The organism is Oerskovia rustica (assembly GCF_014836555.1).
Taxonomy (GTDB): domain Bacteria; phylum Actinomycetota; class Actinomycetes; order Actinomycetales; family Cellulomonadaceae; genus Oerskovia; species Oerskovia rustica.
On the sequence record NZ_JACSQQ010000034.1, the window covers coordinates 1 to 15,237 of the forward strand.

At 73.3% G+C, this 15,237-nt stretch carries 14 protein-coding genes; 6 read left to right on the top strand and 8 right to left on the bottom strand.

The window, feature by feature from the left end; translation table 11 throughout:
• Nucleotides 1-28: 28 nt before the first annotated feature.
• From H9652_RS16065 to H9652_RS16075, 3 genes are all read right to left on the bottom strand, one after another.
• A complete protein-coding gene (locus H9652_RS16065; RefSeq protein ID WP_225228350.1) occupies nt 29-793 on the bottom strand; it encodes a putative F420-0 ABC transporter ATP-binding protein in 765 nt (254 codons plus the stop codon).
• A gap of 71 nt (nt 794-864) precedes the next feature.
• Nucleotides 865-1,833 (bottom strand): putative F420-0 ABC transporter permease subunit, encoded by a 969-nt coding sequence (locus H9652_RS16070; RefSeq protein WP_191797272.1) that lies wholly within the window; start codon nt 1,831-1,833, stop codon nt 865-867.
• Nucleotides 1,834-1,966: 133 nt separating this feature from the next.
• On the bottom strand, nt 1,967-3,031 hold the full coding sequence (locus tag H9652_RS16075) for a putative F420-0 ABC transporter substrate-binding protein (RefSeq protein WP_225228351.1): 1,065 nt from the start codon (nt 3,029-3,031) through the stop codon (nt 1,967-1,969).
• Nucleotides 3,032-3,295: 264 nt separating this feature from the next.
• Here H9652_RS16075 and H9652_RS16080 point away from each other — a divergent pair, with 264 nt between their 5' ends.
• From H9652_RS16080 to H9652_RS16090, 3 genes are all read left to right on the top strand, one after another.
• A complete protein-coding gene (locus H9652_RS16080) occupies nt 3,296-4,960 on the top strand; it encodes a molybdopterin-dependent oxidoreductase (protein ID WP_191797274.1) in 1,665 nt (554 codons plus the stop codon).
• A gap of 73 nt (nt 4,961-5,033) precedes the next feature.
• Complete coding sequence (locus H9652_RS16085; RefSeq protein ID WP_191797275.1) at nt 5,034-5,867, top strand: SDR family oxidoreductase; 834 nt, start codon at nt 5,034-5,036, stop codon at nt 5,865-5,867.
• A gap of 318 nt (nt 5,868-6,185) precedes the next feature.
• The gene (locus H9652_RS16090; RefSeq protein ID WP_191797277.1) at nt 6,186-6,431 is read left to right on the top strand and encodes a hypothetical protein; all 246 of its coding nucleotides are present in this window, start codon (nt 6,186-6,188) and stop codon (nt 6,429-6,431) included.
• Nucleotides 6,432-6,444: 13 nt separating this feature from the next.
• Here H9652_RS16090 and H9652_RS16095 read toward each other — a convergent pair whose 3' ends face one another.
• The 5 genes from H9652_RS16095 to H9652_RS16115 all read right to left on the bottom strand — a co-directional run bounded on the left by H9652_RS16095 (nt 6,445) and on the right by H9652_RS16115 (nt 10,739).
• On the bottom strand, nt 6,445-7,008 hold the full coding sequence (locus H9652_RS16095; RefSeq protein WP_225228349.1) for a dihydrofolate reductase family protein: 564 nt from the start codon (nt 7,006-7,008) through the stop codon (nt 6,445-6,447).
• The gene (locus tag H9652_RS16100; RefSeq protein WP_191797281.1) at nt 7,005-7,550 is read right to left on the bottom strand and encodes a TetR/AcrR family transcriptional regulator; all 546 of its coding nucleotides are present in this window, start codon (nt 7,548-7,550) and stop codon (nt 7,005-7,007) included. The genes H9652_RS16095 and H9652_RS16100 overlap by 4 nt, the downstream gene beginning before the upstream one ends.
• 12 nt (nt 7,551-7,562) lie before the next feature.
• Nucleotides 7,563-8,438: a DUF2306 domain-containing protein gene (locus tag H9652_RS16105; RefSeq protein ID WP_191797283.1), complete on the bottom strand. Its 876-nt coding sequence runs from the start codon at nt 8,436-8,438 to the stop codon at nt 7,563-7,565.
• A gap of 193 nt (nt 8,439-8,631) precedes the next feature.
• Nucleotides 8,632-10,140 carry a carboxylesterase/lipase family protein gene (locus H9652_RS16110; protein ID WP_191797285.1) on the bottom strand — a complete coding sequence of 503 codons (1,509 nt, stop codon included), beginning with the start codon at nt 10,138-10,140 and terminating at the stop codon, nt 8,632-8,634.
• Nucleotides 10,137-10,739, bottom strand: a complete 603-nt coding sequence (locus H9652_RS16115) for a TetR/AcrR family transcriptional regulator (RefSeq protein ID WP_191797287.1) — start codon at nt 10,737-10,739, stop codon at nt 10,137-10,139. Before H9652_RS16115 ends, H9652_RS16110 begins: the two co-directional genes overlap by 4 nt.
• Before the next feature lie 99 nt (nt 10,740-10,838).
• On the opposite strand from H9652_RS16115, the gene H9652_RS16120 reads away from it, so the two are divergent.
• The 3 genes from H9652_RS16120 to H9652_RS16130 are packed head-to-tail and all read left to right on the top strand — an operon-like array spanning nt 10,839 to nt 15,232.
• Nucleotides 10,839-12,161 carry an MFS transporter gene (locus H9652_RS16120; protein ID WP_191797289.1) on the top strand — a complete coding sequence of 441 codons (1,323 nt, stop codon included), beginning with the start codon at nt 10,839-10,841 and terminating at the stop codon, nt 12,159-12,161.
• Nucleotides 12,161-12,931 (top strand): phosphatase PAP2 family protein, encoded by a 771-nt coding sequence (locus tag H9652_RS16125; protein ID WP_191797291.1) that lies wholly within the window; start codon nt 12,161-12,163, stop codon nt 12,929-12,931. The genes H9652_RS16120 and H9652_RS16125 overlap by 1 nt, the downstream gene beginning before the upstream one ends.
• 27 nt (nt 12,932-12,958) lie before the next feature.
• Nucleotides 12,959-15,232 carry a glycoside hydrolase family 3 C-terminal domain-containing protein gene (locus H9652_RS16130; protein WP_191797294.1) on the top strand — a complete coding sequence of 758 codons (2,274 nt, stop codon included), beginning with the start codon at nt 12,959-12,961 and terminating at the stop codon, nt 15,230-15,232.
• The last annotated feature ends 5 nt before the right edge of the window (nt 15,233-15,237 follow it).

The following is a 15,237-nucleotide window of genomic DNA, read 5'->3' on the forward strand; positions in this document are numbered from 1 at the left end:
TCTCGGCAGCTCGGGTGACACGGCGGGGTCAGTCACCGAAGACCAGGACCGGGCGCCCCGTGCGCGGGTGGGGCAGCACGTCGCAGCGGACGCCGTAGACCGGCTCGACGACCGCGGGCACCAGCACGTCCCGCACCCCGCCCGCGGCGACGACGCGCCCCTCCGCCAGCACCACGACGTGGTCGCACGCGGCGGCCGCGAGGTTGAGGTCGTGCAGCGCCGCCAGGACCGAGACACCGTCCGCCGCAAGCTTGCGCAGCACCGTCATGGCCGCGAGCTGGGCCGCGATGTCGAGGTGGTTCGTGGGTTCGTCGAGCAGCAGCAGGGCCGGGTCCTGGGCGAGCGCGCGGGCCATGTGCACGCGCTGGCGCTCGCCGCCGGACAGCGTCGCGAGCGACCGGTCGGCGAGGTCCTCGACCCCGGCCCGGGCGAGCGCCTCGCGTGCCACGGCCCGGTCGGCCTCGGTGTCGCCCGCGAGGAGCGAGCGGTGCGGGATGCGGCCGAGCAGCACGGCGTCGAGCACCGAGATCGGCAGGTCGGTCGACGCGTCCTGCTCGACGAGCGCGAGACGGCGTGCGCGGCGTCGGCGCGGCATGCCCAGCAGGTCCTCGCCGTCGAAGCGGATCTCGCCCGCGTCCGGGACCTGCGTGGCCGCGATCGCGCGCAGCAGCGTCGACTTCCCGGACCCGTTCGGTCCCAGCAGGCCGCTCACGGCCCCCGGAGGGGCGGTCACGTCGACCCCGTCGAGGATGAGCCGCGACCCGGCCGACCAGGAGACGCGCGCAGCGTCCAGCCCACGAGAGCCGTCCGCGCCGAGGGTCGCGGCATCCGCAGCGTCCACAGCGCCCGGGGCTTTCGCCGTGCTCACAGTGCCCGCCTCCCTCGCCACAGGATGATCGCGAAGACGGGCGCGCCGATCGCGGCCGTCAGGATGCCCACGGGCAGCTCGCGCGGGGCGAAGATCGTGCGGGCGAGCGTGTCGGCCCACACGAGGAACGAGCCGCCGAGCAGGGCCGCGAGCGGCAGCAGGACGCGGTGGCGCGCCCCGGTCAGGAGCCGGACGGCGTGCGGCAGGATCAGCCCGACGAAGCCGATCGCCCCGGACACCGAGACCAGCGCGCCCGTGAGCAGCGCGACCCCCACGAGCAGCACCCAGCGCGTCCGGTTCACGGCGATGCCGAGGCCCGCGGCCGCGGTGTCGCCGAACGTGAACGCGTCGAGCACCGACCCGGTCGACGCGAGCAGCGTCCCGAGGACCAGCACGGCCCCGCCCGCGATCGCCACGGACGTCCACGTGGCGCCCGCGACCGAGCCCATGAGCCACGACAGGATCTCGCGGTAGGAGTCACCGGTCGCGGACCAGAAGATGATGAACGACGTCGCGGCGGCCGCGAGCTGGCTCACGGCGAGGCCGGCGAGGACGGTGCGGGTCGGGGTGATGGCCCCGAGCGACCCCGCGAGCGCGAGCGCCGCGACGAGGGCCAGGACCGCGCCGCCGAACGCCGCGACGGGCAGCAGGACGCTCACGCCGAGGACCAGGACGAGGACCGCGCCGAGCGACGCGCCCGACGAGAGCCCCAGCAGGTACGGGTCGGCGAGCGGGTTGCGCGTGAGGGACTGCATGACACCCCCGCAGATCGCGAGACCGGCCCCCACGGCCGCCGCGGTCAGGACGCGCGGCAGGCGCAGCTGCCAGACCATGCCGTCCTGCAGGAGCGGCAGCGGTTCGAGGCCGAGCAGCCCGCCGAGCCCGACGTGCGTCGCGACCGAGCGCCACACGTCGCTCCACGTGAGGTCGGCGGGGCCGATCGTCACGGCGACCACGACGCTCACGACGAGCGCGACCGACGCCCCGGCGAGCCACCACGGGGTGGCTCACCGACGGTCCGCCGGCCGCCCGACGGGTGCGTGGGCCGCCGACGGGTCGACGCTCCTCACGGGCACGAGGGTTCGCACGGGGTGCTCCTCAGGGGACGGTGATCGCCGCGAGCTGCGCGGCGAGGTCCTTGACGGCGTCGACGTTGCGCACGCCCGCCTCGGTCGCGGGGAACGGCACGGTCAGGAAGCGGTCGCCCCGCACGGCCGTGAGGTTGGCGGTCGCGGGGTTGGCCTTGAGCGCGTCGATCTTCGACCGTGCGGTGTTCCAGGCAGAGTCGACGAGAACGATCACGTCGGGGTCGGCCGCGATGATCTCCTCGAACGAGAACGGCGTCCACGTGTCCTGGACCGAGGCGGCGATGTTCTCGAGCCCGACGGCGTCCATGATCATCTGCGGGGCGCCGATCCCGGCCCCGACGTAGGGGATGTCCGAGCCCGAGGAGTACCACAGGGCCGTGAGCCCGCGGTCGTCGGTCTCGACCGCGTCGAGCTCGGCGCGCTGGGCCGCGACGAGGTCCTGCGCCGTCCCGGCGACGTCGAAGATCTCTCCCGCCTCGGTGATCTCGGCGAACACGTCGTCGAACGTCAAGGGGTTCGGCTTGTACGCCTCGGCCTTGCAGGCCGAGGGGGAGACGTAGGTCTGGACACCGAGCTGCTGGAGGGTCGTGCGGTCTCCCGCGCCCTCGGCCGTGAGGTTCGACTCCCAGCCCGCGTACACGAGGTCCGGCGCCAGCGTCAGCACGGCCTCGGCGCCCGGGACCTTGTCGGAGAGCGGCGTCGCGACGGCCGGGAGGTCGGCCGCGGTGCCGGCCCACTGCTCGGCGACGGGACCGTCGGGGAACGCGGTCCCCACGAGCCGGTCGCCCAGCCCGAGCGCGAGCATCATCTCGGTCGTGCTCGACTTGATCGTCACGACCTTGCGCGGGGCCGCGTCGAACGTGACGTCGAACCCGCAGTTGTCGAGCGTCAGCGGGTACGTGGTGGACGAGGCCTCGGCCGTACCGGAGGGCGCCTCGCTCGGCTCGCCGGACGCGAGCTCCTGACCGCCCGCGCACCCCGCGAGGGCGAGCGAGGAGACGAGGACGAGCGCCGCCGTCGGGCCCGCGCGCAGCGCGCGGCGGGAGGGACGGGCGGACGGTCGGACAGGGCGCAGCGTGGGCACGGCACTCCAGGTCGGGAGGTCGCCTGCCGGTGCGGGGCACGGCGGCGCGGCGAGAAGCGAGAGAGGTAGGGCGCCACAATCCGCGACGAGGATCCGCGGTCCAAGCACGGGCCGCTGCGGCGAGCCAAGCGCGGCTCGCGATCCGTGTCCCAGCCTAGTAGGTCGGCGGGCTGATGGTGCGACGGTTCAGCGGTCGGCGAAGCGGGCGGTGCTCCCGCGCGGACCCGCCGCGCCGCGCGGTCCTACAGTGGGCTCATGAGCCCGACGGCGGAGCCCGCCTCTCCCGGCACGTCCGGTCGCACGTCCCGGGGGCGGGGCGGGCGCACCGACCCGACGCGCCTGTGGGCGCCGCTGCTGGGGATCGCCTCGGCGCTCGGGGCGTTCGCCGTGGCCGAGCTCGTCGCGCTCGTCGTGGGTTCCGGGTCGAGCCCCGTGCTCGTCGTAGGTGCCGGGGTCGTCGACCGCGTGCCGCCGTGGCTCAAGGACTTCGCGGTCGAGACGTTCGGGACCGCGGACAAGACTGTGCTGCTCCTCGGGATCGTCGTGGTGCTGGCGGTCGCGGCCGTCGCGGCGGGGATCCTCGAGACGCGACGACCGCCGTGGGGGACCGTCCTGCTCGTGGTGGTCGGCGCCGTGGGGGTCCTGGCCGCCGTCACGCGACCCGACGCGACGCCCCTGTGGGCGTTGCCGACCGTGGTCGGGGTCGGCGTCGGGATCATGCTCCTGCGGACGGGAGCGGCACGGCTGCGGGCGTGGCGAGGCTCGGCGCTCAGCCCTGTCGTGGCCCCGACGGCCGAGCCCGAGACCCCGCTGAGCGCGACCCGTCGGCGCGAGGCGCTCGACCGCCGGTCCTTCCTGGTCTTCGCAGGCCTGACCACGGCGACCGCGCTCGTGGTCGGCGGCGCGTCGCGCGTGCTGTCGGCGGGGTCGCGTGCCCTGACCGCGGTGCGGGACGCGATCCGGCTCCCCGCACCGGCCGGCCCGGCCGTCGTCGTGCCCGCGGGTGCGAGCCTCGACGTGCCCGGCCTCACGCCCTACGTGACGCCCAACGACGAGTTCTACCGCATCGACACGGCCCTGCGGGTGCCCGAGGTGAACCCCGACGACTGGCGGCTGCGCGTCGTCGGGCTCGTCGATCAGGAGGTCGAGATCTCGTTCGACGAGCTGCTCGCGCTGCCCCTCGTCGAGCACGCGACGACCCTGACGTGCGTGTCCAACCAGGTGGGCGGGGACCTCGTCGGCAACGCGGTGTGGCTCGGCTACCCGCTGCGCGACCTGCTCGCGAGGGCCAGGCCGCACGCCGACGCCGACATGGTCCTCTCGCGCAGCGCGGACGGCTGGACCGCGAGCACGCCGCTCGACGTGCTGACGGACCCCGGGCGGGAGTCGCTGCTCGCGGTCGGCATGAACGGCGAGCCGCTGCCGCTCGCGCACGGCTTCCCCGTGCGCATGGTCGTGCCGGGGCTGTACGGGTACGTGTCGGCGACCAAGTGGGTCGTCGAGCTCAAGGTCACACGCTTCGCCGACGACGTCGCGTACTGGTCGACGCGCGGCTGGTCGCAGCGCGGGCCGATCAAGATGTCGTCGCGCATCGACGTGCCGCGCTCGGGTGCGTCGCTCTCCCCGGGGGCCGACGGTGACGTGGTCGTCGCGGGCGTCGCGTGGTCGCAGCACAGGGGGATCGCGGGCGTCGAGGTGCGGGTCGACGAGGGGGAGTGGGAGCAGGCGGAGCTCGCGGAGACGGTCTCGGCCGACACCTGGCGGCAGTGGTCCTGGAGATGGGCGTCGCCCGAGAAGGGCAGCCACGACCTCGCGGTGCGGGCGACCGACACGGACGGGACGGTCCAGACCTCCGTCAAGGCACCTCCCGCGCCGGACGGGTCGAGCGGCATCTACTCGATCGGCGTGACCGTGGCCTGAGCGTGGCCGTCCAGCATGCGAGAGGCCGTGGGGTCGGCGTCGGGCGCGCCGCGGAGCGTGGCAAGGTAGGGACGTGACGACCTCGCAGACCACGCCCCCGCCCACCCCCTCGACGTCCGCGGCCGCCGCTGCTGACGCGCCCCCGCAGACCCGGCGCGCCGTGGTCACCGGCGCCTCGTCGGGCATCGGCGCGGCGACGGTGCGCCACCTGCGTGATGCAGGGTGGGACGTCGTCGCGTTCGCGCGCCGCGCCGACCTGCTCGACGCCCTCGCCGTCGAGACGGGCGCCCACCCCGTGGTCGGGGACGTCACGAGCGACGACGACGTCGCGCACCTCGTGCGCGAGGCCGAGGCCCGCGGCCCGGTCCACGCGGTGCTCAACATCGCGGGCTTCGCGAGCGGCACGGACCCCATCGACGCGAGCGACCTGGAGCGCTGGCGCGCCATGTTCGAGACGAACGTGCTGGGCACCGTGCGCGTGACCAAGGCGTTCCTGCCCGCGATCCGTCGCGCGGGCTTCGGCACGGTCCTCGTGCTGACGTCGACCGCGGGGCACGACGCGTACAGCGGCGGGTCGGGCTACGTCGCGACCAAGCACGCCCAGGCCGCGGTCGCCGAGACCCTGCGGCTCGAGCTCAACGGCGAGCCCGTCCGGGTCCTGGAGGTCGCGCCAGGGATGGTCCGCACCGAGGGGTTCTCGCTGACCCGGTTCGACGGCGACCAGGCCCGCGCGGACGCGGTCTACGACGGCGTCGAGGCGCCGCTGACCGCCGACGACGTGGCCGACGTCGTGACGTTCGCCGTGACCCGGCCCCAGCACGTCGCGATCGACACGCTCGTGCTGCGGCCCGTCGCGCAGTCGTCCACGACGCTGCTGGCGCGCGGACCGCTCGTGATGCGGAGCTGACGTCTGCTGCCCGCGGCTGGGCTGCCCGGGACCCCGGGTCGAGACGCGCTTGTCGGCCCGGGGTCCGGCTGGCATGATGACGCCCGTGATCCCCGCCGCGCACCCCCTGAGCACACGAGTGCTCCTGGTGCGCCCGTGGGCGGTCCGCGCGTCGAGCTGTTGTTGAGGGCTCGCTGACGCTCCAGCAGCGCGCGACCTGGTGTCAGCGAGCAGTGCCACGCCCCTCCCTCTCCAGAGAGGGCGTGATGGTCACCGATCAGTTCTCCGGGACTGGTCGGTCTGCCCTCGTGAGCACCCGCCTCGACTCCAGGACCTCCCATGAACCTCGCTCTGATCGCTCACCCGTTCGCCGTGACCGGGGACGTCGACCCCCTCGGCCACCTGGTCGCCCACGACCCGTGGTTCGCCGCGGCCGCGCGCGTCGTCGCACCGTCGGAGTCCCCCGGCCCGACGGCGCAGCCCGGCCCGGGCAGCGCGCTCACCATCGAGTGGCTCGTCGCGCGCGACATCGACACCTACCGCGCGCGGCGCGGGGAGCGGGGTGGGTCGACCGCAGGGTGCTGAGCACCCCGGGGCGTCAGGCCGTGGACACGGTGTACGTGACGCGGACCAGCCCGTCCTCGGGCGTCGCGTGCGTTCCGCGGAGCGTGAGGAGCACGTCCCGGTCCAGGTCGCCGAAGAGGCGCTTGCCATGGCCTATGAGGACCGGCGCGATCGAGACCGTGAGCTCGTCGACGAGGCCGGCGGTGAGGAACGACTGGATGGTGCGGCCGCCGTCGACGTAGACGCGTCCCGCCCCGTTCCGGTCGAGGAGTCGGCGCGCCTGCTCGACCGAGGTCGCGACGGCGACGCGCGGGTCGTCCGTGCGAAGTGTCGTGCTCAGGACGACGACGGTCTTGCCCTCGAAGGCCCACTCGTCGAACCCCAGGACCGTCTCGTAGGTGGCCCGCCCCATGACGACGGCGTCGACGGTCGGGAAGAACGTCTCCCACACGAGCGCGGGCGTGGTCGGTGCGGCCGCGACGTGGCCCCGGGGCGATGGGGTGGTGAGCCAGTCGAGGTCACCATCGGGGCGTGCGACGTACCCGTCCAGGCTGACGCCGATGAAGACGGCGCCCGTCCACCTGCGAGGTGCTCTCATGTCCATGCCTCCAGCAGCTGGTCGAGGGTGTCGGTCGGGGGAGCGGCGTCCAGATCGATTCCTTGTCGGTAGAGCGATCCGTGGAGGGCGTCGAGCAGCAGCAGTGCGCCACGGCGCGGATCCGCGAGTCGGGGGAGCGGCATCGCTGTCAGGAGCTGCTCGAGATATCTCGTCTGCTTGTCCCACCCCTCGCGCAGCAGGGCGATCGACTCCGGTGTCCGGAGGTCCGTGAGGAGCTCGTCGAGGGCGAAGATCGCGGCTCCTGCCGACGGTGCCCCGAACTCTGCGGACACGTAGGCGCGCAGCTCGTCGGCAGGCCTCGACCCGGAGGGGGCGGAGGGCACGAGATCCGTCCATCGGCGCGCGAGGGCATGCAGCAGGTCTGCCTTGGACCCGAACCTCTTGATCAGGCCGGCGGGGCTGATGCCTGCGGCCGGCGCGACCTCGTGCAGGGTCCACGGACCCGCTGTGCTGCGGTTCGAGAGCGCTCGGTCTATCCGGTCGAGCAGGTCGTCGTCGGTCACGGTCCGGGGGCGCGTCATGATGTTAGTAAATCATGATTCACTAACTCCGGTGCTCGTCCGGACCGCTACGGGTGCCGCAGTGCGGGTCACGGCCCCGGAGGTGGTCATGCGCAGCCCGGGCAGGTTCCGCCGGGCGATCAGCCACTCCGCGATCACGACGTTCGGCAGCCAGCACAGGAACGCGACAGGGGCGTAGGCGGTCTCGAACAGCACTCCCGGGTCGGCGTCGGGACCCGCGAACGGCGCCTGGACGGCCACGAGGACCCCGACCCACAGGCGCAGCGTCACGGCGGCGTAGGTCAGGGCGAAGCAGCGGATCATCCATGCCTGGTGCTCGGCGACGCGGCCCGCGCGGATGGCGCGGTACGCCTTCCAGCCCGTCCACGCCCACAGCACCGCGAGCGTCCCGAACCCGAAGAAGCCGAGGAAGGCCACCGAGCTCGCGGTCGAGATGACGAGGCCGGTGAGCGCACCCACGCCGACCCCGACCAGGTAGACCCTGCCCAGCACGCGGTGCAGGCGCGGGGCGCGGCGGCGCCAGCGGGAGACGAACTGCAGCGGTCCGACCAGGAGTGCGATCCCGGCGAACGCGATGTGCAGGTAGAACGCGAGCTGGATCGCGGGCGGGCGGTTCGCGAACGTCGAGGCGAGGCCCGTGTCGTCCTGGGCGAGCTCGTCGAGCGTCGCGCCCGTGTAGGAGGTGAGCAGGATCGCGGCCATGGCGATCGAGCTGAGCGCGACCCAGACGAGGCCCGGGCGGAAGCGACGGGTACGTCCGGTCGGTCGCTCGGGACCGGTCGGCTGCGCGTGGTCGACAGGCCGCGAGGGGCGGTCGGGACGGGAGGCGTTCGTGCGGCCGGGCGCTGTGGCGCCCGGGGAGGCCGCCGTCTCGGAGGGGGTGGGCATCGTCGCCTCGTTCTCGGGTCGTGGTGCGGGGCAGGAGGACGGGCGAGCGTGCCGTCGCCCTTCGCCTCCAGCGTCCCGTCTCGCGCGATCCCGGCGACAGGGGGGAGTCCCCCCGAAAGCGTGGCGGCCCGCCCCCGCCCGCCGCGCGACCGGTCCGGTACCCCGGTCCAGCAACCGACCCGGGGGCGGGTGCTCAGACCAGGGCGCGGACCTCGGCGTAGCCGTCGGGCAGGACGGCGGGGGCCGGCGCGTCCCCGCCGAAGACGCGCGTGGCCCCCGGGGCGTCGGACCAGGCGCGCCACCCGGGAGCCCCCTCGCGGACGAGCGCGACGGCCGCGCCGTGGAGCTCGTCCGCCAGTGCCTGGGGCGGGTCGTCGCCCGCGATGAGGTCCACCTTCTCGGCGTCGAGGCAGTCGAACCAGAACGGTACGTCGAGGCAGTGCGCGGCCCAGCCGAGCCTCGGGGACGCCCACGAGAAGCGGTACACCCAGGTGGGGTGAGCGGTGCGGGCCTCGGCGATCCGGACGATCGGCGCACGGAACATGCTGTCGGTCATGAAGCGGCCGAGCACGGCCGCGGTGCCCTTGCGGCGCTGGGTCCTGTTCGCGGCGAGGTACGCCTTGCGGCGCGAGCGGTCGGTGAGGAGCTTGCCGAGGACGAGGGAAGCGGGCAGGAAGCGCAGCTTCTTCTTCGCGTCGTCGGTCGCCATCGTGAACTCGTCGTCGGTCGCGCCGAGCACGAGCGGCTTGTCGCCGCCGACCCCGGCGTGCAGCGACTCGAGCGTCGGCCGGGTGATCAGGTCGCCGTCGATCATCGGCCCCCATGGCAGGCCGTCCTCGAGCATCGCCGCCACGCCCGCCATCGGGTCGAGGCCGTCGGGGTTGGCGGCCTCGTCCTGCAGCTCGAGGACGCGGTGCTCGGGCAGCGACGCGAAGCCGTCGCGCGTCGGCTCGACCCCGGCGAGGCGGGCGAGCGTGTCGGCGAAGGTCTTCGCGCGGACCTCGGACACGTCGCCCACCGCGCCGGACAGGCACCACACCGACCGGAACAGGTGCTGCGCCGAGGGCATGCCGAGCAGCGTCAGCACCGCGCCGCCGCCGGCGGACTGCCCGGCGAGCGTGACGCGCGAGGGGTCGCCGCCGAACGCCGCGACGTTGCGCTGGACCCAGTCCAGCGCCAGCAGCCAGTCCCGCACGCCGCGGTTGGACGGCGCGCCCTCGATGCGTCCGAACCCGTCGAAGCCGAGGCGGTAGGAGACCGAGACGGTCACGACGCCGTCGCGGTTGAACGAGCGCCCGTCGTACCAGGGGCTCGCCGGGGAACCGGCCGTGTAGCCACCGCCGTGGATGTAGACGAGCACCGGCAGCGCGGCGTCGGGCGTCCCGGGGGCGGGCGTGTACACGTTCACGTTCAGGGTCGAGTCGCCGGGGATCGACGGCTCCGGGATCAGCGTGATCTCGGCGAGCTGCTTGCGTTGCGGCGTCGCGCCGGGCTCGGTCGCGTCGCGCACGCCCTCCCAGGGGGCGACGGGCACGGGGGCCTCGAAGCGCAGGTCGCCGACGGGAGCCTCGGCGAAGGGGATGCCGAGGAACGCTGCCGAGGTCTCGCGCCAGACGCCGCGGACCCGGCCTGCGTCGATCGTGACGACGGGGCCGTCCAGGGTGGGGTCGGTCGCCTCGGCGTCGGTGACGGGGGTGCTCATGCGGTCGTGCTCCGTTCGGGGGAGAGTGCCCCGAGTGACACGAGCAGCCGCTCGAGCTCGGAGGCCATGTCGATGGTGGGGTCCTGGAGCCACAGCGTCTGGAGGCCGTCGGCGGCCGCGGTGAGGACCAGGGCGAAGGAGGCGGTGTCGAGGTCGGCGGGGTAGCGTCCGGTGCGCTTGCCGTCGGCGACGAGGCCGCCGAACAGCTCGGTCATCGTCGCGCGGCGCTCGGCGAAGAACTGGTGGGCCGGGTGGTCGTGGTCGCTGGCCTCGGCGTTGAGCCTGGTATAGAGCTCGACGAGTCCCGGGACGTCGGCGTTGTGCCGCATGACCCGCAGGAAGATCCGGAGCGGGTCGACGTCGGACTCGGTGCGGTACGTCTCCAGGTCGAGCTCGTCACGCTTGCGCAGGATCGCGGTGAACAGCTCGTCCTTGCTGTCGAAGTAGTGCAGCAGGCCCGCCTGGCTGAGCCCGACCGCCTCGGCGAGCTCCTTGACCGACGCGCCGCGGTATCCCTCGCGGGCGATCACGTCGAGCGCCGTCGTCAGGATCTCCTCGCGCTTGGCGATGCCCTTCGCATATGAACCCCGTTGTGCCATGCGTCGACCCTAGACGGGGACCCTTGCACTTTCAATACCGAGTGCCATACTGTTTTCGCGACGCTCAAGGATGAGCGCCCGTCCGACGAAGGATCCCCCATGACACTGCCGTCAGATTCCGTAGCACCAGCCCCAGCGCCCGACGTCTTCGCCGACGCCGAGGACTTCGTCGAGGAGGCGTCCGGCCAGGACGATCCGCCCCCGCTCGTGACCGGCACCCCCAAGCGCCTTCTCGGCTGGATCGTCCCCGCCAACTTCTCGGTCTTCATGATCTGGGGAGCCGTCGGCGGACTGCTGATGCCCCTCCAGGTGCAGACGCTCGGTGAGGCCGACAAGGTCGGCAACCTGGCCGTCGTCGGCACGTTCGGCGCCCTGGCCGCGCTGCTCGCCCAGCCGATCGCGGGCCAGATCTCGGACCGCACGCGCAGCCGGTTCGGCCGTCGCGCGCCGTGGCTCGTGCTGGGCGCCCTCGTCGGAGGGCTGGGCCTGCTGGCCATGGGCTTCGCGAACAGCCTCGTGGGCATCGTCATCGGCTGGGTGATCGTCCAGGTCGCCTACAACTTCGCGCAGGGACCGCTCAGTGCGATCATGCCGGACCGCGTCCCGCGCGCCCTGCGCGGCACGTTCGCCGCGCTGTCCGGGCTCGGGCTCATGCTCGGCGCGCTCGGGGGGTCGATCGTCGGGGCGCAGTTCGCGAGCTCGATCCAGCTCGGCTACCTCGTCTTCGCCGGCTTCACGCTCATCGTGCTGACGCTGTTCGTCGTCTTCAACCCGGACCGCTCCAGCAAGGACCTCGTCAAGGAACCGTTCAGCGTGGGCGAGTTCCTGCGCACCTTCTGGGTCAGCCCCCTCAAGCACCCCGACTTCTTCTGGGCCTTCACCGGACGACTGCTGCTCTACACCGGGTACTTCGCCGTGACGGGGTACCAGCTCTTCATCCTGCAGGACTACATCGGCCTCGGTCAGGCCGGGGCGGTCGCGGCGGTGCCGCTGTTCAGCCTCGTCAGCCTCGCGGGCGTGCTGCTCGCGACGCTCGTCTCGGGGCCGCTCTCGGACCGGTTCCAGCGCCGGAAGGTCTTCGTCTTCCTGTCCTCGGCCCTCGTCGGCCTGGCCCTCCTGATCCCGATGGTCCTGCCCAGCTTCGCGGGCTGGGCGATCTTCACGTTCGTCTCGGGCCTCGGCTTCGGGATGTTCCAGGCCGTCGACACGGCCCTCATGAGCGAGGTGCTGCCCTCCGCGAAGTCGTTCGCGAAGGACCTCGGCGTCGTCAACATCGCCGCGACCCTGCCGCAGACGCTCGCCCCCGCGTTCGCCGGTCTGATCATCCTGAGCTTCGGCGGCTACATCGCGCTGTTCCCGGTCGGCATCGTCCTGAGCATCCTCGGCGCCTGCGCGGTCTGGCCCATCAAGGCGGTCCGGTGATGGCCGCCGAGGTCGCGCAGCCGCAGCGGGCGGACGTCCGGTCGCCCCGTCCCCCGCGCCCGCTGGCGATGCTGTGGTGGTCCCTGGGGCTCGTCGCGGCCTTCGCGCTCATGGGCCTGCTGGTCGCGCAGGACGCGGCGGCGCCGTTCACGCAGCCGCTCGACGACTGGTGGCGCGGGCTCGTCGGGGTCGGGCCCGACAGCGGCCTGTACCCGTCGGCGCTGCCCATGTTCTTCCAGCACCTCGGCGAGGGGCCCGGGGCGCTCGTGGGCATGATCCTGATCCCCGGGGCGCTCGCGTTCGTCGGCCGCTGGCGCTCCGCGCTCTTCTTCCTCACGGTCACCCTGGTCGGACCGGGGCTGTTCTCGCAGGGCATGAAGAACCTCGTGGACCGTCCGCGTCCCGCCGCGGACGAGACGCTCGGTCTGTTCGGACCGCTCTTCCGGGTCGACCACGGCTCGTTCCCCTCAGGGCACGCCGTCATGGCGGGCGCGCTCGTCGTCGGCATCGCGGCCCTGGTCCCGGCAGCACGACGCACGGCCCGCACGCTCTGGTGGTGCGTCGGGGGACTGGTGCTGCTGGGCATGGTGTGGCAGCGCACCCTCATCAACGCGCACTGGCTCTCCGACACGCTCTTCGGGCTCGTCGCGGGTGTGGCCGGAGCGCTCCTCGTGTGGTGGGCGTTCTGGCCCCTGCTCCAGCGTGACTACGGGCGACCCGTGTGGTTCTGCCACCTCGGGCACCACCGCGACCAGCCCTCCCCAGCCTGAACGACGATCGAGAGAGAAGGACAGGACATGACCGACACCACCATCGAGGACGGCACGACCACCGTCGCCGACCTGACGCTCGAGGAGAAGGCGTCGCTGACGAGCGGCGCGAGCTTCTGGTGGACCAAGGGGGTCGAGAGCGCCGGCATCCCCGCCGTGATGCTCACCGACGGACCGCACGGTCTGCGCAAGCAGCGTGGCAGCGCCGACCACCTCGGCATCGGCGACAGCGTCCCGGCGACGTGCTTCCCCCCGGCCGTGGGGCTCGGCTCGTCGTGGGACACCGACCTCGCGCACCGCGTCGGCGAGGCCCTGGGCGTCGAGTCCTCGATCGAGAACGTGGCCGTCATCCTCGGCCCGGGCGTGAACATCAAGCGCTCCCCGCTGTGCGGCCGCAACTTCGAGTACTTCTCGGAGGACCCGGTCGTGTCCGGGGTCATGGCCGCCGCGCTGGTGCGTGGCACGCAGTCGACGGGCGTCGGCACGTCGCTCAAGCACTTCGCGGCCAACAACCAGGAGCACGACCGGATGCGGGCCTCGAGCGACGTCGACCCGCGCCCTCTGCGCGAGATCTACCTGCGGGGCTTCCAGCGGGTCGTCGAGGAGGCGCAGCCGTACACAGTGATGTGCTCCTACAACCGGGTCAACGGCGTCTTCGCGTCCGAGGACCCGTTCCTGCTCACCCGGGTGCTGCGCGACGAGTGGGGCTTCGAGGGCCTCGTCGTCTCGGACTGGGGCGCGGTCGACGACCGGGTCTCGGCGATCGCGGCGGGTCTGGACCTGGAGATGCCGTCCTCGGGCGGCGTGACCGACGCGCAGATCGTGGCCGCGGTACGCGAGGGCACGCTCGCCGAGAGCGTCGTGGACGCCTCGGCCGGACGTGTCGCGCGGCTCGCGAGGCGATGGCAGGGCACGCCACGCGTCGCGGGCCCCCTCGACGTCGACGCGCACCACGCTCTGGCGCGCGAGGTGGCCGGCCGTTCGATCGTGCTCCTGAAGAACGACGGCGGCCTGCTCCCGCTCCAGGGGCAGCGCTCGGTGGCGCTCATCGGCGCGTTCGTGGACCAGCCGCGCTACCAGGGCGCCGGCTCCTCGATGATCAACCCGACCCGCATCGACTCGGTCGCGCACGAGATCGAGGGCAAGGCGGGGGAGGGCGTGGTGTCCCGGGCACCTGGCTTCACGCTCGACGGCACCGGGGACGCCGCGGCGCTGCGGGCGGACGCCGTCGCGCTCGCGGCGGACAGCGACGTCGCGGTCGTCTTCCTGGGGCTGCCCGCCGCCGCGGAGTCGGAGGGCTACGACCGCGAGCACATCGACCTGCCTGCCGAGCAGCTCGAGCTGCTCGACGCCGTGCTCGAGGTCAACCCGCGCACGGTGGTCGTCCTGTCGAACGGCAGCGTCGTCGCGCTCCCGTTCGCCGACCGCGTGCCCGCGATCCTCGAGGGCTGGCTGCTCGGTCAGGCGGGCGGCGGCGCGATCGCCGACGTGCTCTACGGCGACGTCAACCCGTCGGGCAAGCTCACCGAGACCATCCCGGTGCGCCTGGAGGACAGCCCGGCGTTCCTCAACTTCCCCGGGGAGGACGGCCACGTCCGCTACGGCGAGGGGCTGTTCGTGGGCTACCGCTGGTACGACGCGCGCAGGATCGAGGTGACCTTCCCGTTCGGGCACGGTCTGTCCTACACGACGTTCGCCTACGGGGACGCGGTGGCCGCCGTGAACGGTGAGGGGGACGTCGAGGTGCGGGTCACGGTCACGAACACGGGGGAGCGGGCAGGCCGCGAGGTCGTGCAGGTCTACACCGGGCTCGCCTCGGCGGCCGTGCAGCGCCCCGAGCGAGAGCTCAAGGCGTTCGGGCTCGTCGAGCTCGTGCCGGGCGAGAGCCGCGAGGTCGTCCTCACGGTCCGTCGGGCCGACCTCGCGTACTGGCACGTCCGCGCCGACCGCTGGGTCGTCGAGGGCGGCGGGTACACGGTGGACGTGGCCGCGTCCTCGCGCGACGTGCGCTCGTCCGCGACCGTCCAGGTCGTGGGCGACCCGCTCGTCATGCCGCTCACGCGCGAGTCCTCGCTCGCCGAGGTGTTCGCGCACCCGGTCGCGGGGCCGGTCGTGCAGCAGGCCATGGCGCAGATGGCCTCGGCCATGGAGGGTGCGGCGTCGATCATGCCCGAGGGCGTCGACATGGCCAAGATGATGGGCTCGTTCCCGATCGGGCGCATCGGCATGATCGCGGGGGACGCCTTCGGCCCCGCGCAGGTCGACCAGCTCCTGGCGACGGCGAACGGCGCGAGCGCCTGAGCCTC

Excerpts from the sequence above, each read along its gene's own strand:
- H9652_RS16080 (WP_191797274.1), top strand. The coding sequence starts at position 3,296 with ATGAGCCCGACGGCGGAGCCCGCCTCTCCCGGCACGTCCGGTCGCACG.
- H9652_RS16115 (WP_191797287.1), bottom strand. The coding sequence starts at position 10,739 with ATGGCACAACGGGGTTCATATGCGAAGGGCATCGCCAAGCGCGAGGAG.
- H9652_RS16130 (WP_191797294.1), top strand. The coding sequence starts at position 12,959 with ATGACCGACACCACCATCGAGGACGGCACGACCACCGTCGCCGACCTG.
- H9652_RS16090 (WP_191797277.1), top strand. The coding sequence starts at position 6,186 with ATGAACCTCGCTCTGATCGCTCACCCGTTCGCCGTGACCGGGGACGTC.
- H9652_RS16125 (WP_191797291.1), top strand. The coding sequence starts at position 12,161 with ATGGCCGCCGAGGTCGCGCAGCCGCAGCGGGCGGACGTCCGGTCGCCC.
- H9652_RS16105 (WP_191797283.1), bottom strand. The coding sequence starts at position 8,438 with ATGCCCACCCCCTCCGAGACGGCGGCCTCCCCGGGCGCCACAGCGCCC.
- H9652_RS16095 (WP_225228349.1), bottom strand. The coding sequence starts at position 7,008 with ATGAGAGCACCTCGCAGGTGGACGGGCGCCGTCTTCATCGGCGTCAGC.
- H9652_RS16120 (WP_191797289.1), top strand. The coding sequence starts at position 10,839 with ATGACACTGCCGTCAGATTCCGTAGCACCAGCCCCAGCGCCCGACGTC.
- H9652_RS16100 (WP_191797281.1), bottom strand. The coding sequence starts at position 7,550 with ATGACGCGCCCCCGGACCGTGACCGACGACGACCTGCTCGACCGGATA.
- H9652_RS16110 (WP_191797285.1), bottom strand. The coding sequence starts at position 10,140 with ATGAGCACCCCCGTCACCGACGCCGAGGCGACCGACCCCACCCTGGAC.